General features: G+C 70.5%; 21 protein-coding genes and 1 pseudogene. 12 read left to right on the top strand and 10 right to left on the bottom strand.

The genetic code is table 11. The features are described from left to right. Positions 1 to 98 precede the first annotated feature (98 nt). From HLH28_RS01610 to HLH28_RS01600, 3 genes are all read left to right on the top strand, one after another. Positions 99 to 824, top strand: coding sequence for a methyltransferase domain-containing protein (locus HLH28_RS01610; protein WP_246395575.1), 726 nt, complete (start codon positions 99 to 101; stop codon positions 822 to 824). Between the two features lie 73 nt (positions 825 to 897). Next, positions 898 to 1,575 carry a phosphatidylserine decarboxylase gene (locus HLH28_RS01605; protein ID WP_182953477.1) on the top strand — a complete coding sequence of 226 codons (678 nt, stop codon included), beginning with the start codon at positions 898 to 900 and terminating at the stop codon, positions 1,573 to 1,575. Between the two features lie 5 nt (positions 1,576 to 1,580). Beyond that, complete coding sequence (locus tag HLH28_RS01600) at positions 1,581 to 2,477, top strand: CDP-alcohol phosphatidyltransferase family protein (protein WP_246395574.1); 897 nt, start codon at positions 1,581 to 1,583, stop codon at positions 2,475 to 2,477. Here the strand turns inward: HLH28_RS01600 and HLH28_RS01595 are convergent. Continuing rightward, complete coding sequence (locus HLH28_RS01595) at positions 2,438 to 2,932, bottom strand: NADH-quinone oxidoreductase subunit B family protein (RefSeq protein ID WP_182953475.1); 495 nt, start codon at positions 2,930 to 2,932, stop codon at positions 2,438 to 2,440. The genes HLH28_RS01600 and HLH28_RS01595 overlap by 40 nt on opposite strands. A 30-nt stretch (positions 2,933 to 2,962) precedes the next feature. On the opposite strand from HLH28_RS01595, the pseudogene HLH28_RS18440 reads away from it, so the two are divergent. Next, positions 2,963 to 3,361 (top strand): annotated as a pseudogene (locus HLH28_RS18440) (glyoxalase superfamily protein); the annotation flags it as partial. Between the two features lie 191 nt (positions 3,362 to 3,552). Continuing rightward, on the top strand, positions 3,553 to 3,825 hold the full coding sequence (locus tag HLH28_RS17940) for a hypothetical protein (protein WP_182953473.1): 273 nt from the start codon (positions 3,553 to 3,555) through the stop codon (positions 3,823 to 3,825). A gap of 8 nt (positions 3,826 to 3,833) precedes the next feature. Here HLH28_RS17940 and HLH28_RS01585 read toward each other — a convergent pair whose 3' ends face one another. The 9 genes from HLH28_RS01585 to HLH28_RS01545 form a co-directional block, all read right to left on the bottom strand. Then, complete coding sequence (locus tag HLH28_RS01585; protein WP_182953471.1) at positions 3,834 to 4,010, bottom strand: hypothetical protein; 177 nt, start codon at positions 4,008 to 4,010, stop codon at positions 3,834 to 3,836. Positions 4,011 to 4,040: 30 nt separating this feature from the next. Then, positions 4,041 to 5,555, bottom strand: coding sequence for a hydrogenase large subunit (locus HLH28_RS01580; RefSeq protein ID WP_182953469.1), 1,515 nt, complete (start codon positions 5,553 to 5,555; stop codon positions 4,041 to 4,043). Next, positions 5,552 to 6,796: a hypothetical protein gene (locus HLH28_RS01575; protein WP_246395573.1), complete on the bottom strand. Its 1,245-nt coding sequence runs from the start codon at positions 6,794 to 6,796 to the stop codon at positions 5,552 to 5,554. The genes HLH28_RS01580 and HLH28_RS01575 overlap by 4 nt, the downstream gene beginning before the upstream one ends. After that, the gene (locus HLH28_RS01570; protein WP_182953467.1) at positions 6,793 to 7,353 is read right to left on the bottom strand and encodes a hypothetical protein; all 561 of its coding nucleotides are present in this window, start codon (positions 7,351 to 7,353) and stop codon (positions 6,793 to 6,795) included. The genes HLH28_RS01575 and HLH28_RS01570 overlap by 4 nt, the downstream gene beginning before the upstream one ends. Next, on the bottom strand, positions 7,350 to 8,303 hold the full coding sequence (locus HLH28_RS01565) for a hypothetical protein (protein WP_182953465.1): 954 nt from the start codon (positions 8,301 to 8,303) through the stop codon (positions 7,350 to 7,352). Before HLH28_RS01565 ends, HLH28_RS01570 begins: the two co-directional genes overlap by 4 nt. After that, positions 8,300 to 10,039, bottom strand: coding sequence for a hypothetical protein (locus tag HLH28_RS01560; protein ID WP_246395611.1), 1,740 nt, complete (start codon positions 10,037 to 10,039; stop codon positions 8,300 to 8,302). Before HLH28_RS01560 ends, HLH28_RS01565 begins: the two co-directional genes overlap by 4 nt. A gap of 111 nt (positions 10,040 to 10,150) precedes the next feature. Then, the gene (locus HLH28_RS01555) at positions 10,151 to 11,005 is read right to left on the bottom strand and encodes an aldo/keto reductase (protein WP_182953462.1); all 855 of its coding nucleotides are present in this window, start codon (positions 11,003 to 11,005) and stop codon (positions 10,151 to 10,153) included. Positions 11,006 to 11,347: 342 nt separating this feature from the next. After that, positions 11,348 to 11,794: a DNA polymerase III subunit chi gene (locus HLH28_RS01550; protein ID WP_182953460.1), complete on the bottom strand. Its 447-nt coding sequence runs from the start codon at positions 11,792 to 11,794 to the stop codon at positions 11,348 to 11,350. A 24-nt stretch (positions 11,795 to 11,818) separates the two neighbouring features. After that, entirely contained in the window at positions 11,819 to 13,288 is a 1,470-nt protein-coding gene (locus tag HLH28_RS01545) for a leucyl aminopeptidase (RefSeq protein ID WP_182953458.1), read from the bottom strand. Between the two features lie 172 nt (positions 13,289 to 13,460). Between HLH28_RS01545 and cysQ the strand changes: the two genes are divergently transcribed. The 7 genes from cysQ (at position 13,461) to HLH28_RS01510 (ending at position 22,214) form a co-directional block, all read left to right on the top strand. Further along, positions 13,461 to 14,255, top strand: a complete 795-nt coding sequence (gene cysQ, locus HLH28_RS01540; RefSeq protein ID WP_182953861.1) for a 3'(2'),5'-bisphosphate nucleotidase CysQ — start codon at positions 13,461 to 13,463, stop codon at positions 14,253 to 14,255. Between the two features lie 96 nt (positions 14,256 to 14,351). After that, positions 14,352 to 15,323 (top strand): L-threonylcarbamoyladenylate synthase, encoded by a 972-nt coding sequence (locus HLH28_RS01535; RefSeq protein ID WP_182953456.1) that lies wholly within the window; start codon positions 14,352 to 14,354, stop codon positions 15,321 to 15,323. A gap of 62 nt (positions 15,324 to 15,385) precedes the next feature. Further along, a complete protein-coding gene (locus tag HLH28_RS01530) occupies positions 15,386 to 15,931 on the top strand; it encodes a hypothetical protein (protein WP_182953453.1) in 546 nt (181 codons plus the stop codon). 70 nt (positions 15,932 to 16,001) lie between these two features. Further along, positions 16,002 to 17,474, top strand: coding sequence for an FAD-binding oxidoreductase (locus HLH28_RS01525; RefSeq protein ID WP_182953451.1), 1,473 nt, complete (start codon positions 16,002 to 16,004; stop codon positions 17,472 to 17,474). 95 nt (positions 17,475 to 17,569) lie between these two features. Continuing rightward, a complete protein-coding gene (gene lptF, locus HLH28_RS01520) occupies positions 17,570 to 18,751 on the top strand; it encodes an LPS export ABC transporter permease LptF (RefSeq protein WP_182953449.1) in 1,182 nt (393 codons plus the stop codon). Beyond that, positions 18,748 to 19,860: an LPS export ABC transporter permease LptG gene (gene lptG, locus HLH28_RS01515; RefSeq protein ID WP_182953447.1), complete on the top strand. Its 1,113-nt coding sequence runs from the start codon at positions 18,748 to 18,750 to the stop codon at positions 19,858 to 19,860. Before lptF ends, lptG begins: the two co-directional genes overlap by 4 nt. Beyond that, positions 19,860 to 22,214, top strand: a complete 2,355-nt coding sequence (locus HLH28_RS01510; RefSeq protein WP_408869798.1) for an LPS-assembly protein LptD — start codon at positions 19,860 to 19,862, stop codon at positions 22,212 to 22,214. Before lptG ends, HLH28_RS01510 begins: the two co-directional genes overlap by 1 nt. Positions 22,215 to 22,217: the final 3 nt, after the last annotated feature.

Raw genomic sequence — 22,217 nt, 5'->3', positions numbered from 1 at the left:
CGTCTGCTGCGGCGGCCATCGGAGCGTCGTCCGCATGCCTCCCCGTTTCGTCAGGCGCCGGGGACGCGCCGCTCTCCAACAGTTTGTGCTAATCGGGCATGATGCAAGACGACATCCGCGCCGCGTCCAGATTCTATGCCAGCCGGCCGGGGGAAAACACCGCCCATCTGCTGCGCCAGCGGCTGCAGGCATTCTGGCCCGACACCGGCACCGACCGGGTTCTGGGGCTGGGCTACACGCTGCCGTACCTGCCGCTGTGGTCCCGGCCGGCGGCCGGGCTGTGCGTGTCCGGCCGCCTCGACACCCATGTGACGCGCGATGCGCCGCGGGACATCGGGCCGGCGACGCGGGACTGCGTGGTGGCGGAAGACCGGCTGCCGTTCCCCGAACTGCATTTCGACCGCGTGCTTCTGGTCCATGCGCTGGAAACGACGGACCGGCCGGACGATCTGTTGCGTTCGGTGTGGAAGGTCATGAAGGATGACGGGCGCCTGCTGCTGGTCGTGCCCAACCGGTCGGGCCTGTGGGCCCATTCGGACGGCACCCCGTTCGGGCAGGGCGCGCCCTTTTCCCCCCGGCAGATCGCCCGCCGGCTGTCGCGCGCCTTCCTGCGCGCCGAACGCCATGACGGCGCGCTGTTCCTGCCCCCCATAGGCGCCGCACACCGCCGCATCGCCGCCACGGTGGAGGCCGTTTGCCACATGGTCCTGCCGGGACTGGGCGGCGTCTTCGTCGTCGAGGCGGTCAAGGACGTCTATGCCGGCGTCCCCGCCGCGACGCCGGCCCTGATCCGCGCCCCACGGCGAATCTACGAACCCGGCTGACCGGGCGCGCGATCCGTGCCACACTGGCCGCCCGCTTGACCGCCGGACCCGAACCCTCCATGAACTTCGGCCCATGTCCCTGATCCAGTCCCTGAAACTCGTGATGGCTCGGCCGCATCCGGCCGCCCGTCCGTTCCTTCTGGCCTCCGGCGCCGGCGCGATCGCCGGGCGGGCCCTTCCCTGGCGTCCCGCGAAATGGCTGGGCACGGCCAGCGGCCTGTTCTTCGGGTTCTGCCTGTATTTCTTCCGCGACCCGGAACGCGTCATCCCCGCCGACGCCCATCTGGCGGTCGCCCCGGCCGACGGGCGGGTGGTGTCGGTTGAAAAAATCGCGCCCCCGGCCGAACTGGACATGGGCGACACGCCGGTCTGGCGCATCGCCACCTTCCTGTCGGTGCTGGACGTGCATGTGAACCGCATGCCCGCCGCCGGCACGGTGACGCGCGTCGCCTATCATCCCGGCCAGTTCCTGAACGCCAGCCTGGACAAGGCGTCGGAGCTGAATGAACGCAACGCGCTGCGCCTGACTCTGCCGGACGGGCGGAACCTGGCGGTCGTGCAGATCGCGGGCCTGATCGCCCGCCGCATCCTGTGCGACGCCGAGGAAGGCATGAATTTCGAGGCCGGCGAACGCTTCGGCTTGATCCGCTTCGGGTCGCGGACCGACCTGTATCTTCCCCCCGGGGTCGTGCCGCTGGTGTCGACCGGCCAGACGATGATCGGCGGCGAGACGGTCATGGCGCGGCTCTGACCGCCATGGACGCCACCGATCCGTTGCCTGCCGGCCCGCTTGCGGTCGAAACACCGGACGCTGCCGCGCCGCCGCGCCGGCGGCGGAAGACGCGCCGGCGCCCGCGGGTCCGGGGGCCGTCCTTCAACCGGCTGATCCCCAACATCCTGACGATGCTCGGCCTGTGTGCCGGGCTGACGGGCATGCGCTTCGCGCTGGAGGAGCGCTTCGGCGACGCGGCCGTGGCATTGCTGATCGCCGCCTGCATCGACGGGCTGGATGGCCGGATCGCACGCCTGCTGCGCGGCACCAGCCGTTTCGGCGCCGAATTCGACAGCCTGTCGGACTTCCTGTGCTTCGGCGTGGCGCCGGGTTTCGTGCTGTATCTGTGGGCGCTGCGCGACGCAGGGCGCTACGGTTACCTGCCCTGCATCATGTTCACGGTCTGCATGGCCCTGCGGCTGGCGCGCTTCAACGCCAGCCTGGACGATACCGAAAAGCCGAAATACGCCAGCAATTTCTTCACCGGCGTACCGGCCCCGGCCGGCGCGGGCCTGGCGATGTTTCCACTGTTTCTGGGGCTGGAGGCCCGCAAGCTGGGATGGGAGGGGGTCTATGCCCTGACCCGCCTGCCGCTGCTGCCCGCGGTGACGCTGAGCGGAACCGCCTTCCTGCTGGTGTCCACCCTGCCGGTCTGGTCGTTCAAGAATTTCAAGGTGCCGGCGGCCTATGTCCTGCCGCTGATGCTGGGAACCGGGGCCTATGCAATGATCCTGGTGGCCGACCCGTGGGGCGCGCTGGCCGCCGCCGGGATCATCTATATCGCGCTTCTGCCGCTGAGCCGCCGAAGCTTCCACCGGCTGAAGGCCGAGGCCCAGAACCTTCAGGCCGAGGACGAGTCGCCCGAGCCCCCCCGGGCGTAACCACCCACCAGCCCGACCAGCCCCGCCAGGATCGCCGCCGGCGAGGGCGGGCATCCGGAAATGGCCAGGTCGATCGGCGCACGCCCTTCCAGACCGCCCAGCACGGCGTAATTTTCCGGAAACGGGCCGCCATCGATCGCGCAGGCCCCGACGGCCACCAGCGCGCGCGGTTCCGGCATGGCGTGCCACGCGGCCTCCAGCACCGGGGCCATGACCCGCGTCAGCGGCCCCGTGACCAGCAGCACTTCGGCCAGCCGGGGGGTCGCGACAAATGCAATCCCGGTGGCCGCCAGGCCGTAGGCCGCCCCATCCACGGCCGCGAGTTCCATCGCACAGCCCTCGCACCCGCCGGCCTCGATATGAAAGACCGGCAGCGGCCGGGCCGCCGCCACGCGCACGCGCGCCGTGGCATGCTTCCCGGTCGCGGCCGTCAGGATCGCCCGCAGGATTGCCATCGTTTCCCCTGGTTTCCGAAATGACTTTTCATGGGACCGATCCGACCGTCCGCCAAATTGATGTGCAAATGCGGACCAGCCTTTGTATCCTGCCGACCAGGGCTCCGGCACGGCCCGCCGCCTGCCCCCGGGCGTGCCGGGTGTGGTGAACGTGTCACAGGATTGGTCGTGTTCACAGTCCCCGTGACATGGCGAACGACCATCGGCAATGCAGGCACCGATCCGGTTCAAATCGTTCGCCCTGGCGGAGGCTCCATGTCCGGTCATCCCGATCCCAAGCAAATGGCGCGCGCCCTGCGCACTGCCCTGTCCGAACGCGCGGTTGCGCTGACTCATTCCGAGGCGCTGGAAATCGTCGCACGCCAGTTCGGCTGCGAAAACTGGAATATCCTGGCGGCCCGACTCACCGCCGGCCCGGCTTCCCCGCCCTCCTCCGGTGCCATGCCGGAAGGCTGGGTCCCGAGCGGCCGAAGCGACCTGTTCCGCTTCGATGTCAGGCAGGATGCCGGCCCGAAAGGCAGGCCGGCAATCCTGATCGCCAGCCGGGCATCGGCCGGCGACGCGCGCGCACCGGTCACGGGTGAGTTCCTGACCGTCATGCAGGCCATTTCCGCAGAGGCGTGGCGCAATATCCGAATCACTTTCTCGGCCGCCATCCGCACGACAAAATCGGGCGGGTGCGGGGCGACAGCGACTGGACACGGCGCCGCGTCACGCTCGATGTCCCCGATGACGCGACGACGATCAATTTCGGCGTCCTGTTCGGGGGCGGTTGTGGTGAATATCTTGCTTCGGATCTTTCGTTCGGACCGGCGCAGGAAAACGAACTGCCGGAAGTACGTCCTGGCACTCCCATCAATCTCGACCTGATGGTTGCCGGACCGAATACATAAAATTCATTTCAGAACAACAACATAGAACTCCCCAGGCCGGACGGCCTGAAGACCACCGTGACGGCGATCTGTTGACGCATCGGCGCAAGCTGGCGGCTGGGCCTTATCGAACAGGACAGATCCGTCAGCAGGCGTCGCCCCTTGGCGCGCCTGTCCTTGGCCGACAGCGGACGCACGGCCGTCATCGCCATCCCGACGGCGGGGCCCGCGTAGCTCTACAGGTCTGCGGCCGCCGCGGACAGGCCGAACGACCGGACGATCAACTCCGCGTCCTCGGGGTCCGCACCGTCCAGCACATGTTCCAGCGCCGTCACATGCGTCAGGGCAGGATCGCGCGGGAATATGGCGCGCACGGCGCCGTCGGCCACCCGCACCCAGTACCAGACCGTCCCGCGCGGCCCCTCGGCGCAGCCGATGCCCTCGCCCGCCTGACGGCGCAGGACGCCGCGCGGGGCGCCCTCGGGCATCCGGCCCCGGCGCGCCGCCTCCAGGATCCGGCAACTGCCGCCGATTTCCGCGATGCGCTGGTCGATCCTGGCGGCGACATCGCCGCCACGCCGGACGCCGGTATCCAGCCATTCCCGTCGATAGCCGGGCTCCAGCCGACGCACATCGTCCTCGCGCGCCGAGGCCCGCCCCACGACGCCGCCGACCCCCAGTTCGCGCGCCACGGCCTCGGTCAGCGCGCCACAGCCATGCACCCGCCCCGCCAGCCCGGGCCAGGACAGGTGACGGCGGATCTCGCGCAGCATGCCGCCAACCCTGCCGGCGACCTGCGCCGCCACCGCACCCAGGGTCGCGGGATCGCCCTCCAGCAGGCCGCCCGGCACGACCAGGTCCATCAGCATGCGATGTCCGAATGTCTGGCCGCACAGGTGAAGAACGTCTTCGCGCAGGCGTTCGCAGCAGGTCGCCAGCGCCGGCGCCCCGGCTGCCCGGCCGATACGCGACAGATCGTACAGATGAGTGGCGATCCGCTCGATCTCCGCCAGCATGACCCGGCAACGGACGGCGTTCTCACCAATCGCACTGTCGGTCGCGGCCTCGATCGCGCGGCAGAGGGCCGCCTGATGCGCGACCGACGCCCCGGCGGCGGCCCGTCCGACAAGGCGCACCGCCGCCGCGACCTCCATCCCGCGCAGGCGGCTAACCAGTCCGCGATGGGCGTAGCCTAGCCGCCATTCCGCCCCCGCGATCCCGCCGCCGGTCAGCGCCAGCCGCAAATGGCCGGGCGCGTGATGCATGCCGTCGGCAGGGCCGATGCCCTGGACCATCCCGCCCATGCGGGCGACTGCCGGGACTGGACGGAATTCGGGGGGATCGGGCGGCCAGGACACCGGCCCCGGCCGCGCGCCCAGCGGCCATGTACTGGACCACAGGCCGTGATCCAGCCACGGCCGGACGTCGCGGGCGTCCATCGCCTCGATCCCCCATAGGTCGTGCAGGCAGCGTTCGGGCAGAGCAGCCGCCGGACGGACGGAGGACAGGCCCAGATAACGCCCCGTTTCCGGCACGACGCTCGCGACCAGCGGGGACTCGCCCCTCTCGAGGAACAGCGCATGGACCCCCTGCCCGTCCGACCACAGGCCCACAAACGGCAGCGGATCGTCGCGCAACGCCTCCACGAGGCCGTGCCATCCCGCCTCGTCCAACCGGAAGCGCCATGCCCCGGCTTCAGCCTCTCCCCGGCGGATCAGGGCCGCCGCCCTGTCGCGGCGCCCGCTGTTCATCGCACGGGCCCGCCCGCGAGCGCGGCAGCCACCAGCACGACCATCCCCCCCAGCAGCAGCGCAACCGCCAGCGCTGCCAGGCGGTCACGGGAAGCAGGCGCCGCGTCTCCCGCCCCCGCTGGCACGGAAACAGCCTGCGCGCCGGCCCGCACGCATCCGGGCACCAGCGCCAGCAGCAACGGACCGGCCAGAAGCGGGGCCGCGTCGCAGACCGCAAGCATCGTCAGCGCCAGCCCCCCGAACGGCAGGAACGGCGGACGAAGCGCCAGCGCGGCCCACAGGTACCGCAGCGCCCCGTCGCCGGATGCGGAACCTGCCGCCCCCACCAGCGGTCCCAGCAGCGCCGCAGACGCCAGCAGCGCGACCGCCCCCGCCAACCCGGCCCGTCCCCCCGCCCCGGCGGCCACGGCCGCCAGGCCGATGAGCACGCCCAGCGCCAGCCGGTTCCGGCGACGGGCCGACGCGGCCCGCATCGGCAGGACCACCAGCCATATCGTCGCGATCCCCAGCATCATTGTGTCCCACTGGGGCTGGCTCTGGGCCAGCCCCTGGACCGTCCCGACCCCCGCCAGGTGACGCAGGACCGGGACGGCTGTCATGACCGGCGCCAGTGCGGCGGGCACGGCATACTCCTCGGCCGCCAGCACGACCGGCGCGGCCGGCCCCAGCCCGGCGACCGTCCCCAGGCCCACGGACAGCAGCACGCCGCCCAGGCCGTCCAGCCGGCTGGTGCCGTCCGGCACCGCGATCAGCACGATCGCCCCCGGCACGGCCAGCAGGATGCCGGACAGGGCTAGCCGGAACAGGTCCCACCCGGCGCGAGCCGCCCCACGCGTCGTCGCGATCGCCAGCGCCGCCATGACCGCGACACCCCCGATCGCTACCGTCCCGGACAGAAGATCGGCACAGGCGGTCGCCACCGTCGCCCCGCCGGCCAGGCCATGCGTCAACGCCCCGCCCCCCCGGCGCCCCGGCGCCCCGGCGGCCGGCGCCAGGGCGCAGGACAGCCACAGCGTCAGCAGAGGTAACGGCAGCAACACGCGCAGCACCCCCGGCGGCACCTGGAAGGGCGTGCCGGCCCAGCCGCCGCCGGCGCAGGCCGCCAGCACCGCCAGCCCCAGACCGATCGCGGACAGGCCGACCGCCGCCTGTCGCGCCGAGGCAGGCGGACAGGCCGCCAGCACCGACATCGACAGGAACGGCCAGCAGAGCGCGGCAGGAAGCAGAAGCGGCAGGTTCATTCCGCCACCCGTCCCCAGGCAAGGCGTCGCAGGCAGACGAACGCCACCAGCATCGTCGCCCCCAGCAGCAGGGCCGCCCCCGCCAGCACCGCCCCCCGCCCCGACAGGCCAGCCAGCAGCATCAATCCGTTCAGGGCGCAGGCCAGTCCGGCACACTGCCCCACCACCGACCGCCGCACGGCGGCGGCCAGCACGCCGCACAGGATCACCGCCAGCGCGGCGATCAGATCCAGGCGGGCGGCTTTATCCATCATGCCCTGCGGCACCGCGATCACGGCCAGGATCGTCAGGACCAGCCCCCCGCCCATGCAGACCGCCCGTTCCCGTGCGGAAGGGGGCATGTCCTCCAGCCGCGCCAGCCCCCAGGCCAACGGGAGGATAGCGGCCATGACCCCGACCGCCGCCAGACACGGCAGCACCGGGGTCGCCGCGTCGCGGGCGGCAGCCAGCAGGGCCGCCGCGACCAGCCCGCCATGCCACAGCAACGGCCAGCCGCGCACGCCCGACAGGATGACCGACAGCAGGATCAGCAATCCCAGCAACAACGACAGCATCATCCGAACTCCCGCCCCGCGAACAGCACCACCACCGCCAGCACCCCGAACAGCATCGCCAGCCCCAGGCGCGTCCGCAGCCCCCGGTCCAGGGACAGGATGACGAGCCGTGCCGCCACCAGGCCGGCGCACAGCACCGCCGTGCGCAGCAGCCACGCCCCCACTCCGGCCAGCAGCGCTGCCGGCGCGGGCGGCATCGCCCCCGTCGCCATGGCCAGGCCGCCGGGCCAGATCATGTCGCCGGCCAGCGTCATCCAGGCCAGCACGGCCAGGTCCCGCGCCAATTCCAGCGCCGCCCGATCGGGCCCGGTGACATTCGCCAGCATATCCGCCGCCTGGGCGTCGGCACCGCCCCAGGCCTCGTCCAGTCCAGCGACCAGCAGCGCCATGGCGGCCAGCACCAGCGGCGTCTGCAATCCCGCGACGTCCGCATCATGCATTCGCGCCAGAAGCCCGTCGATCCCGGTGACGCCGGTCGCCAGCCCCACCACCGCGATGACCACCGGCATCACCGCCTGCATCATCGCAAGGCCCATCGCCGCACTGACCGCCGCCCGCCCCGCCCGCGCCACGCCCGGGCCCAGCGCCGTCACGACCAGCCCGAGGCGCGCCAGGCCGAGCAGCCCCGTGACCAACAGCAGGTCGGACAGGCCCGCCCCCGGCAGGCCGAACGCGAAGGAGGGTACCAGGCAGCATGCCGCCAGCGCGGCGGCCAGCGTCGCGCCCGCAGCCAGACCCGTCGCCGCCGTCCCGGCCACGCGCACGCCCCGCCGGCGCGCCAGCGCCAGGATCCACCGCCATCGCATCAGGACAGGCGGAACACCCCTGCCGCCAAGACCCACCACGCACCCGTCCACCAACCCGCGCACGACCGGGGCCATAGCGATCGTCAGCGCCAGGTGAAGGCCCAGCAACGGCAGGCCGAGGACACAAGCCAGGACGTCGCGCATCATCGGGCCCATAGCCGGACCAGGGCGGCAACGACGATCCAGGCCAGGACCAGCGCCATCGCATGCCGCCCCGTCAGTGCCGTGGTTCGATCGTTGACCGCCGCCGCAGACCGGGCCGCTCGCCGAACGGCCCGGACCAGTCCGCGCGCCGGCCCCCGGATCAGCCGCGTCAGCCCCAGGATCGCATCCAGCCGCCCGACGAACAGGCCGGGGCCGGCCTGCGTCGTGGGATCGCCGAACGGCATCCAGGGCGGCGACGGGGGCGCCCCCTCGGTCCAGGCCACCGTCGGCCGGACGGACGGCCCCCCGCCCAGGCGGGACATGACCAGCACCACACCCCCGCAAAGGCCGCACAACAGCAGGATTCCCAACGGATGGAACGTCCCGGTCCCCCCTGCCGCCGCCAGCGACAGCAGGGACGGTCGCGCGCCCTGTGGCGCCGCGTCGCCCAGGCCGGCAATCTGCCAGCCTCCGGCCCGCGTCAGCCACAGCCACGGGCCGGGCAGGACGGACACCCCGCCCGCGACGCCGAGGCAGGACAGCGCCGCCACCAGGCGGCCCGGCGGCAGGTCGGTCGCGGCGGCGCAGCGGGGCGTCCGGGGACGCCCGAGCAACAGGGTCGCGCCCATCCGGACCCCGGCCAGCAGCAGCAGGCCCGACACGATCCCGCCGCCGCACAACGCCAGCAGCGAGGGGATCTCGCCGGTCAATCCATCGGCGCGCGGCAGGGCCAGCAGCGATTGCACCAACAGCCACAGCACCGCGAAGCCGGCCAGCGGCGGCAGGGCGCACGCGACAGCCAGCGCCAGCGCCAGCGTCGCACCGGCGCGCGGCATCAATGCCGCCAGCCCGCCCGTCCGCGCCAGCACCAGCGGCCCTGCTTCACGCGCGATATTCGAGACCGTCAGGATTGCCGCCAGGGCCGCCATCCCGATCCCGGCCGGCAGCAGGAACAGCGTCCGGCCCGCACCCAGGGCCAGCAGCGGCAGATCGTCGGCGCGGCCGACCACCGCCAGGCCCGCCAGCAGCACCGCCACCCCGCCCCAGGCCGACAACATCCCCGCCAGCACGCGCGACGCATCCCCCGCGGTCAGGGCCCGCGTCCCCCCGGCCATGGCCAGAAGCAGGCCGACGCCGCCGATCCCTATGCCCCACGACGCGCCGATCCGCCCGGCTGGCCCGTCGACCAACATCCGGAGCAGCAGGCAGCAGCCGAGTACAAAGCCGGCCACGTCCCCGGTCCAAGCGGGCCGGACATGCCGCGCGCCCGACAGCGGCCGCGGCGACAACCCCATCAGGACGACGGCGAAGATCAGTACGGGGACCGGCAGGATCGCCAGCCGCCACCCTCCATCCGCCCCGCCGGCCAGCAGGGCCGTGGCCGTCGCACCGGCCACCACGCCGAACGCCACGCCCCGGCCGGCACGAACCATCGGCAGCACCGTGGCGGCCCCCAGCCCGAACAGGATCGGATTGCCCGTCGCCACAGCCAGGGCGGCGCAGGCCAGGGGCGTTTCCGCGCCGCCTGCTGCCAGGCCGACGGTCGCGATCACCAGGACGAACGGCAGGGACAGCGGATCGACCCGCAGGACCGCCAGCACCCCCGCCAGCCCGAAGCGGCCGGACGGCTGAAGCGGGACGGACATCAATGCCGGCATGCACGCCAACGCCAGGCCCAGGACCATCGCCAGGGCCCATCCACCCCGGACCACCGGAAGAGCGGCGGGCCGGTCCGGCATCAGGGACACGACAAGAATCCCGGACAGGACAAGCAGAAGAAGAATCGGAAGGATGCGGAGATTCCCTGGATGTCTGACCGGACCTGGCCGCGCGGCATCAAACCATGCCGGTCAGATCATGGCGAGGGGAACCTTGCGCCGGGGCGGCGGCATCGACCGGTCGATCGCGGCCAGATCCGCTTCGGTCAGGACGATGTCCGCCGCCGCCACGTTCTCGCGCTGGTGGGGCAGGCTGGCGGCCTTGGGAATCGCCAGCAGGTTGGGCTGGCGCAGGACCCAGGCCAGCGCGACCTGCGCCGGCGTCGCCGGGCCCAGCGCCGTTTCATGCCGCGCCGCGATACGCGCCAGCACGGGCGCGCGCAGCAATTCCCCACCTTGGCCCAGCGGGGAATAGGCCATGGTCACGACGCCCTGCCCGCGGTCGTCGTCCAGCAGATCATACTCCACCCCCCGATAATCGAGACTGTAGAGAATCTGGTTGGCCAGGCAGTCGCCTGGCGACGAAACGCGGCGCAGATCCGCCATGTCGTCCACGTCGAAATTGGACACGCCCCAGGCCCCGATCAGCCCTTCGTCCTTCAACCGCTCGAACCCTTCGACCGTTTCCTCGAGCGGCACCGCGCCGGGCCAGTGCAGCAGGTACAGGTCGATCCGCTCGGTGCCCAGGCGGCGCAGCGATGCCCGGCAGCTTTCCGCCACGCCCCGGCGGGACGCATTTGACGGCAGGACCTTGGTCACCAGGAACACATCGTCGCGCCGGCCGGCGATCGCCTGCCCGACCAGCGTTTCGGAGCGGCCGGCCCCATACATCTCGGCGGTGTCGACGACTCGCAGTCCCAGATCCAGACCGGCACGGAGACTTTCGATCTCCTGCGCGCGACGGTCGGCGCGGTCGCCGAGGTTCCATGTCCCCATGCCGAGTGCCGGAACCTGCGTGCCATCGGAAAACGTGACGGTGCCCATCATGCGGCTTTCCCTCCCATTGCGTGTCCCAGGCCCCGGCGCATCAGGGCGTCGCCCTGAAACCCGCCAAAGGCCAGGGGCCTTTGGAAACCAATCTGTCGGTCCATGACCGGCGGGCTCGGACAATGCCCGTCCTTGTCCTGCCAGCCATGTCATTGCTTCGTCTTCTGATAACAAACGGGCCTGTCGGAGACTGGTTTGAAATTCGTCCTGATGTGTGGGAGTGCCCCGCAGCGGCACATCCGGCGCGTGTTTCCGAACACCGCATCGTCTTCGCGACCGTAAGCACCCAAGCATGGGAAACGCGCCTCCGATCGCCACCAGGACGAATTTCAAACCAGTCTTTCAGGCTTTTTTGACCCATCCTTTCGCCTGCTGCTGCCAGTAGACCAGGCTGTGGCCAGCCTCGCGGCAGGCCGTCCAGCGACGACGCGCCCCGGCCACGGCCTCCGGATCGCCACCGTCGAACAAATCGAAGATCCGCTCGAACAATTTCGGATCGGGGCAGGCCACCCCGTCGACCAGGAACAGGAAGGTCGCCCCATTGGGGGCGTCCTCCCCCTCGGTCAGCCAGATGGGCTGCAGCGCCGCATGCCCCAGCGCCGCCGTCCCGTGCGGCAGCCAGACCGGGTCGGCCGATCGCCAGAGGGTTTCGTCCAGTTCTTTCACCCGGCCTGCGTCGGCGCAGCGTACGACCGCGCGCCGTCCCGCCTCCAGCGTGCGCCCCAGCAAGGGCGGCAAGGCCTGTTCCAGCGACGATCGCGTCAGGTGATAGAACCCGATTTCGGCCATGGCGTGCCCCGGTCGCCCCCTTGCTCAGCCCTCGTAATGTTCGCGGACGAACTGGTCCAGCAGGCGGACGCCGAAGCCTGACGCGCCCTTGGGCGTGCAGGGCGCCGCCTTCCGGGCCCAGGCCGTGCCGGCGATATCCAGATGCGCCCAGGGCACCTGGTTGACGAAATGCTCCAGGAACTTCGCCGCCGTGATCGCCCCCGCCGGCCGACCGCCGACGTTCTTCAGGTCCGCGACGTCCGAGCGCAGTTCGTCACGGTAGGCTTCGGTGATCGGCATGCGCCACAGGCGGTCGCCGGTTTCCTCGCCCGCCGCGAACAGGCGCTGCGCCAGCGTGTCGTCGTTGCAGAACAGGCCCGCGCGCTCATGCCCCAGGCTGACGACGATGGCGCCGGTCAGCGTCGCGAGATCGACCATCAGGCGCGGCTTGAAGCGGTCCTGGACGTACCAGAGCACGTCCGCCAGGACCAGCCGCCCCTCGGCATCGGTGTTGATGACCTCGATAGTCTGGCCCGAACAGGTCCGCACCACGTCGCCGGGGCGCTGGGCATTGCCGGCCAGCATGTTTTCCACCAGACCCACCGCGCCCACGACGTTGACGCGTGCCTTGCGGCCCGCCAGGGACGCCATCAACCCCACAACGGCGGCCGCGCCGGCCATGTCGGTCTTCATCTCCTCCATCCCGCCGGCCGGCTTGATCGAGATTCCACCCGAATCGAAGGTCACGCCCTTGCCGATGAAGGCCAGCGGGGCCTCGTCGGCACCGGCGCCGTTCCAGCGCATCAGCACCGTCCGGGGCGGCGCGTCGCTGCCCTGCGCCACGCCCAGCAGCGCGCCGAAACCCAGTTCGGCCATCGCCGCGCCGTCCAGCACCTCGATTTCGACCCCCAGTTCGCGCAGGGCGTCGATCCGATGGGCGAACTCGGGGGGACGCAGGACGTTCGCGGGTTCGCTGACCAGGTCGCGGGTCAGGCAGATGCCGCGTGTCACGGCCGACAACCCCGACCAGGCCGCCGCCGCGTGCGCCGCCGCCGGCGTCAGGACGTCCAGGCTGTCCAACCGCCAGCGGGCCTCTTCGGGGATGCGGGTCAGGTAGCGGTCGAACCTGTATGCGGCCAATACCCCCCCGTGGGCCGCATGGGCCACCAGCGCGGCGGGCACCCCGTCGGCCGCGAGGGTCGCGGTCTCGGCCAGCTTGCCCAGCGCGGTCACGGCGGCGCCGGCGGCGGCCTCGACCGTGCGGACGCCGATCTCCGCGGCCTTGCCCAGCCCGACCAGCAGGATGCGGTCGAACCCGCCGCCCGGGGCCAGGATCATGCAGGTCCGGCCGTTGCCGAACCCGAACCCCGCCGCCGCGACGGCGCGCGACAGCGCCCCGCCCGTCACCGCGTCGGCGGCCGCGAACAAGGGCGGCCGCGGCCCGTCCTCGGGCACCAGAAGGGCCAACGTCCCGCCGGCGGGCAGGTCGGCGGCGGAAAACTTTATCTGCAGCATGGGGCGATCGCTCCGGTACGAGAGGGAACGGCGCGGTCCCCTGAATGTCGTGTCCAGAATGACGCATGCGCGCCCGTCTGTCCAAAATCCTTTGGGCCCGATCCCGGCCGGCGGGACCACGCGCGCAGAAACACGCATGACGCCGGACGGCGAGTGGGTTAAGTCGGACGGCATGAACACGTCCTCCCTTATCCACCCCGGCGACCGGGACCTTCTGGACCTCGCCACCCGACTGGCCGGGGAAGCCGCGGAACTGATCCGCACGATCCGCGCGCGGGGGTTCCAGACCATTACGAAATCCGACTCGTCCCCCGTGACCGAGGCCGACCACGCGGCGGAGGCCCACATCCTGGCCGGCCTGCGCGCGGCGGCCCCACACATTCCCGTCATTGCCGAGGAAGAGGCCGCGGCCGGCATCGAAATTGCGCATGGCGATATTTTCTGGCTGGTCGACCCGCTGGACGGCACGCGGGAATTCGCCGCCGGCCGCGACGATTTCACGGTGAATATCGGCCTGGTCCGCGACGGCCGCGCGGTGCTGGGCGCGGTGGCGCTGCCGGCCTACCATCAGCTGTACGCGGCCCATGTCGCCGAGGGCGCGCGCCGGTTCGACCGCGACGGCGAACGCGCCATCCATGTCCGCCCCGCACCGGTCGAGGGCCTGACCGTCCTGGCGTCGCGCCATTACGCCGACGATCCGCGGCTGTCGGCATTCCTGGGCGGGCATCCGATCGCGTCGCTGGGCAATATCGGGTCGGCGGCCAAGTTCATCCGCGTGGCGGAAGGCCGCGCCGACCTGTATCCCCGGCTGGGCCCGACCATGGAATGGGACACCGCCGCCCCCCAGGCGGTTGTCGAGGCCGCCGGCGGAACCGTCACCCTGCTGGACGGTGCGCCCCTGCGCTACGGCAAGCCGCACTGGCGCAATCCGCACTTCATCTGCGCGGGAAAGCGGGAGCATTCCTGACCATATCGGGCTATGATCCCGCCTGACGGCCCGACATGACCGGGCAGGCCGAGCGCGGGCCGAAGCCGTGACGATAGGACGAGTAACGGAGACAGGATGACAGAGCGTCTGGACGCAAACGCCGCCGGGATCGCCCGGGCGGCCGACCTGCTGCGGGCAGGCGGGCTGGTCGCCTTCGGGACCGAGACCGTCTACGGGCTGGGCGCGGACGCGACCGACGACGCGGCCGTCGCGCGCATCTTCGCGGCCAAGGAACGTCCGCGCTTCAATCCGCTGATCAGCCATTTCCCCGATGCCGACGCCGCCTTCCGCGAAGGCGTGCCCACAGACCTGGCCCGGCGCCTGGCCGAACGGTTCTGGCCCGGTCCGCTGACCCTGGTGCTGCCACGCCGGCCGGACGGCACGATTTCCGACCTGGCGGCGGCGGGCCTGCCATCGGTCGCGCTCCGCGTGCCGCATGGCGCTGTCACCACCGAATTGCTGCGCGCGGTCGGACGCCCGGTCGCGGCGCCGTCGGCAAATCTGTCGGGCAGGGTCAGCCCGTCCGACGCCTATCACGTCCTGCGCGGCCTCCAGGGACGCATCGACGCGGTACTGGATTCCGGCCCCTGCCCGGTCGGGGTGGAAAGCACGGTCCTGGACCTGACCGGCACGTCGCCGGTGCTGCTGCGGCCCGGCGGCGTCACGGTGGAGGCCCTGGAGGAAGTCTGCGGCCCGATCTCGCACCCTGACGATTACGCCCACACCCTGCCCACCTCGCCCGGCCAGTTGGCGTCGCATTACGCGCCGGGCCTGCCGGTGCGCCTGGATGCGCAGGACGTCGCCCCCGACGAGGCCCTGCTGGCCTTCGGGCCGGAAATCCCGGGGGCGGGTCTGGTCTGGAACCTCAGCCCGGAGGAACGGCTGGACGAGGCCGCGGCCCGGCTGTTCGCCGGACTGCGCTTCCTGGACAGCGAGGGCGCGCGGCGCGGCCTGTCGCGGATCGCGGCGATGCCGATCCCCCGGGTGGGCCTGGGCCTGGCCATCCGCGACCGCCTGCGCCGCGCCGCCTCCCCCCGGCCGATATGACGTCCTGTCCGACGACGGGCCGCATGATCGCCGCCTGTTCCCCTTCCCGCTGACGCACGGCCATGAGCAACGCCTTCGATCCCAAGGAACTGAAGATCCTCTCGGACATCCTGGCCCTGGTGCTGGAGGATCAGCCGGGACAGTCCGCCAACGCGCTGGAGGCGATCCGCAACCGGGCGCGCAGGAACGCCATGACCGGCGGCGCGCTGAAGAACCTGTTCACCGCGATCGCCCCCAATCCGCCCACGCGGGCCCCGGCCCGCCCGCGTGCCGCCCGTGCCGGCACGGGCGCGGGCGCCGCGGAAATGCAGGCCGCCCGCGCCCATATCGCGCAACTGACCGAAAGCCTGAACAAGCTCGACCTCGACCTGCGCAACGCCCGCGCGCGGAACGAGGAACTGCGCTCCCAGCTCTATCTGACGCAGCAGGCCCGGGCGGAAACCCAGGCCGCCCTGTCGCTCATGAAGGCCCGCCCGGCGGCGCGGCGACGACCGGTCATCGCCCTGACGTTCACCGTGGCGCTGACCGTGGGCGCCCTTGCGGGGATCGCCGGAACCAGCCTCTATCACGCCTTCGACGCGCCGGGCGACGCGGCCGCCCTGCACTGACGCCGCCTACATCGCGGGCTAAGCGGCCGCCGCGCCCCCCGCCCGAACCTTGCCACCGGAACCGATCGCCATGCCCTTCCCCGCGCCGAACGCTCCCTCCGCCGACCTGCTGTCCCGCCTCGCCGACCTGCTGGGACCGGCCGGCCTGCTGACCGACCGGTCGGACGTCACCCCGTTCTGCACCGACTGGCGCGCGCTTTATCACGGCCGGGCGGCGGCGGTGCTGCGGCCGGCGACCACGGCGGAACTGGCGGCCGCGGTGGCACTGTGCGGCCGCGACGGCATTGCCATGGTCCCGCAGGGCGGCAATACCAGCATGGTCGGCGGCGCAACCCCCGATGCCTCGGGCCATGCGATCATCATCTGCCTGTCGCGCATGAACCGGGTACGGCGGATCGATCCGGTCGACCTGACGATGGAAGTCGAAGCCGGCGTGACGCTGAAGGCCGCGCAGGACGCGGCGCGGGATGCCGGCCTGATGCTGCCGCTGTCGATCTCGTCCGAGGGATCGGCGCAGATCGGCGGCGTGCTGGCGACGAATGCCGGCGGCAACAATACCGTCCGCTACGGCAATGCGCGCGAGCTGGTCCTGGGGCTGGAGGCCGTGCTTCCGGACGGCGAGGTATTCCACGGCCTGCGCCGGCTGCGCAAGGACAATACCGGCTACGCCCTGCGGCAGCTTTTCGTGGGCTCCGAAGGCACGCTGGGCATCATCAGCACCGCCATCCTGCAATTGCAGCCGCAGCCTCGCGCCGTCGAGGCCGCACTGTGCGCGGTGGCCGACGCGACGGCGGCGCTGGCGCTGTTCGCGGCCTTCCGCGCGCAGGACCCGGCCCTGATCCAGGCGTTCGAATACATGTCCGGCGCCGGCATGGACCTGGTCACCACCCTGGTGCCGGGCGCCAGCCTGCCCCTGTCCGAACCCGCCCCGGCCTACGTGCTGGTCGAACTGGCCACCCCCCGGGCGAACGCCGACCTGCGCACGGCGCTGGAAGAGGTCCTGGGGGCCGCGCTGGAAGATGGAACGGTCAGCGACGCCGTCATCGCCGAAAGCGAGGGCCAGCGCCTGGCGCTGTGGAAACTGCGCGAGGAACATGCCGAGGCACAGCGCCGCGCCGGGGCCAGCGTGAAGAACGACGTGTCGGTCCCCGTCTCGCACGTGCCCGACCTGATCGCCCGGGCCTCGGCCGCCTGTGCGGCGCTGGTCCCGGGCATCCGCCCCGCGCCGTTCGGCCATATCGGCGACGGCAACATCCACTTCAACCTGGTGCAACCCGAAGGCATGGATCCGGCCGCCTTCCTGGCAATGGACCACCGGATCATGGATGCGGTGGCGGAGATCGTGCGCGACCTCGACGGGTCGTTCTCCGCCGAACATGGGGTGGGGCGGCTGAAGCCCTACATGATGCCGGGCTGGCGCGGCGGCGCGGAACTGGCGACCATGCGGCGGATCAAGGCCGCCATCGACCCGCGCGGCGTGATGAATCCTGGCGCGATCTTCCCGCCCGACGACGGGCCGGACAAGCCATCCACCCCCGCATGAGGGTCCGGAACGCAAGACGATCCGCCTCCATAACAGTCGCATAGCACTTATGTCGCGGGGCTTTCACCCTGCCCCGCGGAAAGCTAAACAGGCATATGTCGTTCGCCCGGTCCGTCACCAGCCTGTCGCCGAGATCGCGCCTGCCGATGCTGGACCGCTATGTCCTGCGGCAACTGCTTCTGGCGCTGGTGGCGACCACGGGCGGCCTGTCGGCGCTGATCTGGCTGACCCAGTCGCTGCGCTTCGTCTCGCTGGTGGTCGAACGGGGCCTGACGCTGCGGGTCTTCGTCGGGCTGACCAGCCTGCTGGTGCCGTCGTTCGTCGCCGTCATCCTGCCGATCACCACCTTCGTGGTGGTGCAGTTCGTCTACCAGCGCCTGGCCGGCGACCGCGAGCTGACGGTCATGCGGGCCGCGGGCTTGTCGCCCTTCTTCATCGCCCGGCCGGGGCTGGCGTGCGCCGGCCTGTCGGTCGCGGCGTGCTTCCTGCTGAATGTCTGGATCGTCCCGATGTCGTACCATGCGTTCCGGCAGTACGAATTCCAGATCCGCAACCGCATGGCTGCCTTCATGCTGCAGGAAGGCGTATTCACCCCGGTGTCGGACACCATGACGGTCTATATCCGCTCCCGCGACCGGGACGGCACCCTGCACGGCATCATGGTCGAGGACGACCGCCAGCCCGCCAGCCAGGCCACGATCCTGGCCGAACATGGCACGATGCTGGTGATCGACAACCAGCCGCGCGTCGTCCTGTTCAACGGCTCGCGTGAGGAAATCGACCGCAAGACCGGCCGGCTGAACGTCCTGACGTTCCAGCGCAACACCATCGACCTGACATCGTCGCGCGGGGACCAGGCCCGCTTCCGCGACGCGTCGGAGATGTCGCTGCACGAATTGCTGCACCCCAATCCGCAGGAGGTCTCGCCCCGCGATCGCGGCAAATTCGCCGTCGAGGCCTGGCGGCGCCTGACCTCGCCCTTCACCGCCTTCTCGTTCGCGATGATCGGCCTGCTGAGCGTGCTGCGCGGGGCGTTCTCGCGCCATGGCAACATCATCCGCCCGGCGGTGGCGATCATGAGCGTCGTGGGCCTGCTGGCCCTCAGCCTGCTGGTGCAGAACCTGGCGGGCCGGAACACCGGCCTGGTCCCGCTGATGTGGATCGAGGCCGTCCTGCCCGGCATCGCCTGCGCGGTGATCCTGTTCCTGCCCGAATGGCGCCGCGGCCGGCCTCCGCATGCCGGCCTGTCCGGGGCAATGGGACCGTCGCGTCCATGACCGTCTCGGTCACGCTGTCGTTCTACATCGCCCGCCAGTTCACGCTGGCGGTCTCGGCGATGATCCTGTCACTGACCGGGCTGGTGTCCCTGTTCGACTTCATCGACCTGCTGCGGCGGGTCGCGACCCGTCCCAATGTGCCGACCTCGCTGGTCAGCGAGATCGCGCTGCTGCACGTCCCCTATTTCATGATCGAGATCCTGCCGTTCGGCGTCCTTCTGGGGGGCATCGTCTGCTTCTGGCGGCTGACCCGCTCGTCCGAGCTGATCGTGGCGCGCGCCGCGGGGATTTCCGCCTGGCAGTTCCTGACCGGGCCGCTGTCCTGCGCCCTGCTGATCGGCATGCTGGCCACCGGGGCCCTGTCGCCGCTGTCCTCCATGATGTTCCGCCGCGCCGAAACGCTGGACCATGTCTATCTGCGCAACGGCGGCGGCCCGCTCGACCTCGCCGACGGGGCGCTGTGGATCCGCCAGGCCGATACCGGCCTGGGCCCGCGCGGGGTCGCCATCCTGCATGCCCGCACCGTGCACCTGCAGGACGGGGTCATGCAGATTGGCGGCATCAGCCTGTTCCGACTGGACGAGGCCGACCATCTGATCGTCCGTGTCGAGGCCCCGCGCGGCCATCTCGCGGCCGGAAAATGGATCTTCGAGGACGCACGCACCATCCATCCCGACCGGTTGCCCGTGGCGGTGGGGGATTTCGACCTGCCGACGGACCTGACCGTGCCGCGCGTTCAGGAAAGCTTCGCATCGCCCGACACGCTGTCGGTCTGGGCGCTGCCGGGATTCATCGCGTTGCTGGAGCGGTCGGGATTTTCATCCATCCGCCACCGGCTGCATTTCCAGACCCTGCTGACCCTGCCGATCCTGTCGGGCACCATGGCGCTGGTGGCGGCGGGATTCTCGATGCGCCCGACGCGGCGCGGCGGCGTCGCGCGCATGATCGGCAGCGGGATCGCCGCCGGGTTCGCCCTGTTCACGATTTCCAAGGTCGCCGCGCAGTTCGGCGATTCCGGCGCCATGCCGCCCCTTCTGGCCGCCTGGGCCCCGACGGGGGCGGGACTCTGCCTTGCAGTTTCTCTTCTGCTTCATCTAGAAGACGGATAATGCCGAGCCCATATCCCCGCCGCCCGTTTCGCCCCGTCCGCGGCCCAGTCCGGGGGCGGCGTCCCCAGGCGCGCGGCACGCTGCTGGCCGCCACGATGCTGGCCGGGACCCTGACGGGCGCCGCGGTGCAGACCCATCGCGCCCGCGCGCAGGTCCGGCCCGTGCATGTCGATCTGGGCGGCTCGATGTCCGACAAGGACCCGGTGACCTTCCAGTCCGACACCGTCAATTATGACAATCCCAACGGCGTCGTGACCTGGTCGGGCAACGTCCAGATCTGGCAGAACGACCACGTCCTGCGCGCCGACACGGTGACCTATGACCGCAATACCGGCATTGCCGCCGCGTCGGGCCACGTCGCGATCGTCGAACCCGACGGCACGGTGCTGTTCACCGACTATGCCGAACTGAGCAACGGCATGCGCGACGGCATCAGCACGCGCCTGCATATCCTGATGACCGAAAACGCTAAGCTGGCAGCCAACGGCATGCGCCGGGTCGGCGCGCGCGTGAACGACATGGCCCGCGCGGTCTACACGGCATGCGAGATCTGCGCGAAACATCCGGAGCGCCCGCCCTTCTGGCAGTTGCGCGCCTATGACGCGATCCACGACACCGAACACAAGCGCATCGATTTCCGCGATGCCTATGTGGACATGCTGGGCATCCCGGTCATGTATCTGCCGGCGTTTTCGATGTCCGATCCCTCCGTCAGGCGGCAGAGCGGGTTCCTGACGCCGGGCATCACGCCGCACGACCGCTACCTGGGCGCCTATGCCACCATTCCCTATTACTGGGTGATCGACCGGCAGTCCGACCTGACGATCCAGGGCCTGGTGTCGACCCGCACCGGACCGCAGGTCAGCACCCAGTACCGCAACATCATGAATTTCGGCACGCTGAGCATCCTGGGCGGCGTCGCGTACGATACCCACCGCCAGGGATCCTACGTCAACACGTTCGGCAACACCGCCGGATCGACCAACGACCACGGCATCCAGGGCTATGTCTTCGCGCAGGGCCAGGCCTCGATTTCGCGGAACTGGCGCGCCGGCGCCAACATCAACCTGGCCAGTTCGGCGAACTACATGCGTGACTACCGCATTTCCGGCTACGGCCAGGAAACGCTGTCGTCCAACGTCTATCTCGAAGGCTTCGGCACCGGGGCCTATTCGCGGATCGACGCACAGGCCTACCAGGGGCTGAACCAGGGCGTCATCCGCAACAGCGACCTGCCCTGGGTCCTGCCCCGATACACCTACAGCTATTTCGGGCGCCCCGACGCGCTGGGCGGGCGCTTCGCCCTCGATACCACCGATTTCTACGTCTACCGCGCCAACGGGGTATCCGACCAGCGCGGGCAGGTCTCGATGAACTGGGACCGGCCCTTCCACAACCGACTGGGGCAGCTCTGGATGCTGACCCTGCATCTCGAATCCGCGATCCATCGGGCGACGGCCCTGAACGAACAGCCACTCTATGCCACCACGACGCGCCGGCAGGTCACCGGGCAGGTCCTGCCGACCATCGCGCTGAAGATGAACTGGCCGTTCCTGCGCACCTTCAACCGGGGTTCCGGCACGCAGATCCTCGAACCGATCGCCCAGATCATCGCGGCGCCCAACACCGGAAACGGGCGGAACAGCTACCTGCCCAACGAAGACAGCCTCAGCTACGAATTCACCGATTCCACGCTGTTCTCGCTGAACCGCTACCCGGGAACGGACCGGCTGGACGGCGGGCTGCGCGGCAATTTCGGCGTCCATGGCAACTGGACCTGGAACGGCCATGAAATCGACACGCTGGTCGGCGAAAGCATCCAGGAACATATCGAGCACGACCGCATTCCCTATTCGGGACTGAACCATCATTTGTCGGACGTCGTCGCCCGTGCGCGCATCGCGCCGAACCGCTTCATCGACGTCACGGGCCGCATGCGCATCGATCCGTATGCCAAGCGGATCGATTTCGGCGACGGGCTGATCAGCACGGGGGTCGACCATTTCCGCATCACCGGCGGCTATGTCTACGAGCCCGTGACCCCGTATTATTATTACGCCACCAACATCCAGACCGGCTCGCCGCCCGCGGCCTATGACGCACGAATGAACGAACTGACGCTCGGCGCCTCGACGAACTGGCAGCATTACCACCTGTCGGGATTCGTCCGCCGCAGCCTGGCGCGGGAGCAGTTCGTCGCCATGGGCGGGAACGCCGGCTACCAGAATGACTGCTTCGCCTTCAATATCATGTATATCAAGCAATACACGTCGATCGGCGGCCAGCAGCGCAATTCGACCATTATGTTCACCCTGACTTTCAAGACCATCGGGTCCTTTGGTATCCATGGCTGACCA

Source organism: Gluconacetobacter tumulisoli (assembly GCF_014174155.1).
Lineage (GTDB): Bacteria > Pseudomonadota > Alphaproteobacteria > Acetobacterales > Acetobacteraceae > Gluconacetobacter > Gluconacetobacter tumulisoli.
Note: the sequence above shows the minus strand (reverse complement) of the source record. Positions and strands in the feature narration are given on the sequence as shown.

Coding starts and splice junctions, on each gene's coding strand:
- lptG (WP_182953447.1), top strand. CDS start 18,748: ATGACCGTCTCGGTCACGCTGTCGTTCTACATCGCCCGCCAGTTCACG.
- HLH28_RS01605 (WP_182953477.1), top strand. CDS start 898: ATGTCCCTGATCCAGTCCCTGAAACTCGTGATGGCTCGGCCGCATCCG.
- HLH28_RS01555 (WP_182953462.1), bottom strand. CDS start 11,005: ATGATGGGCACCGTCACGTTTTCCGATGGCACGCAGGTTCCGGCACTC.
- HLH28_RS01510 (WP_408869798.1), top strand. CDS start 19,860: ATGCCGAGCCCATATCCCCGCCGCCCGTTTCGCCCCGTCCGCGGCCCA.
- HLH28_RS01530 (WP_182953453.1), top strand. CDS start 15,386: ATGAGCAACGCCTTCGATCCCAAGGAACTGAAGATCCTCTCGGACATC.
- HLH28_RS01535 (WP_182953456.1), top strand. CDS start 14,352: ATGACAGAGCGTCTGGACGCAAACGCCGCCGGGATCGCCCGGGCGGCC.
- HLH28_RS01575 (WP_246395573.1), bottom strand. CDS start 6,796: ATGAACCTGCCGCTTCTGCTTCCTGCCGCGCTCTGCTGGCCGTTCCTG.
- HLH28_RS01550 (WP_182953460.1), bottom strand. CDS start 11,794: ATGGCCGAAATCGGGTTCTATCACCTGACGCGATCGTCGCTGGAACAG.
- HLH28_RS01565 (WP_182953465.1), bottom strand. CDS start 8,303: ATGATGCGCGACGTCCTGGCTTGTGTCCTCGGCCTGCCGTTGCTGGGC.
- cysQ (WP_182953861.1), top strand. CDS start 13,461: ATGAACACGTCCTCCCTTATCCACCCCGGCGACCGGGACCTTCTGGAC.
- HLH28_RS01600 (WP_246395574.1), top strand. CDS start 1,581: ATGGACGCCACCGATCCGTTGCCTGCCGGCCCGCTTGCGGTCGAAACA.
- HLH28_RS01560 (WP_246395611.1), bottom strand. CDS start 10,039: ATGCCGGACCGGCCCGCCGCTCTTCCGGTGGTCCGGGGTGGATGGGCC.
- HLH28_RS01595 (WP_182953475.1), bottom strand. CDS start 2,932: ATGGCAATCCTGCGGGCGATCCTGACGGCCGCGACCGGGAAGCATGCC.
- HLH28_RS01585 (WP_182953471.1), bottom strand. CDS start 4,010: ATGACGGCCGTGCGTCCGCTGTCGGCCAAGGACAGGCGCGCCAAGGGG.
- HLH28_RS01610 (WP_246395575.1), top strand. CDS start 99: ATGATGCAAGACGACATCCGCGCCGCGTCCAGATTCTATGCCAGCCGG.
- HLH28_RS01525 (WP_182953451.1), top strand. CDS start 16,002: ATGCCCTTCCCCGCGCCGAACGCTCCCTCCGCCGACCTGCTGTCCCGC.
- HLH28_RS01570 (WP_182953467.1), bottom strand. CDS start 7,353: ATGATGCTGTCGTTGTTGCTGGGATTGCTGATCCTGCTGTCGGTCATC.
- HLH28_RS01580 (WP_182953469.1), bottom strand. CDS start 5,555: ATGAACAGCGGGCGCCGCGACAGGGCGGCGGCCCTGATCCGCCGGGGA.
- lptF (WP_182953449.1), top strand. CDS start 17,570: ATGTCGTTCGCCCGGTCCGTCACCAGCCTGTCGCCGAGATCGCGCCTG.
- HLH28_RS01545 (WP_182953458.1), bottom strand. CDS start 13,288: ATGCTGCAGATAAAGTTTTCCGCCGCCGACCTGCCCGCCGGCGGGACG.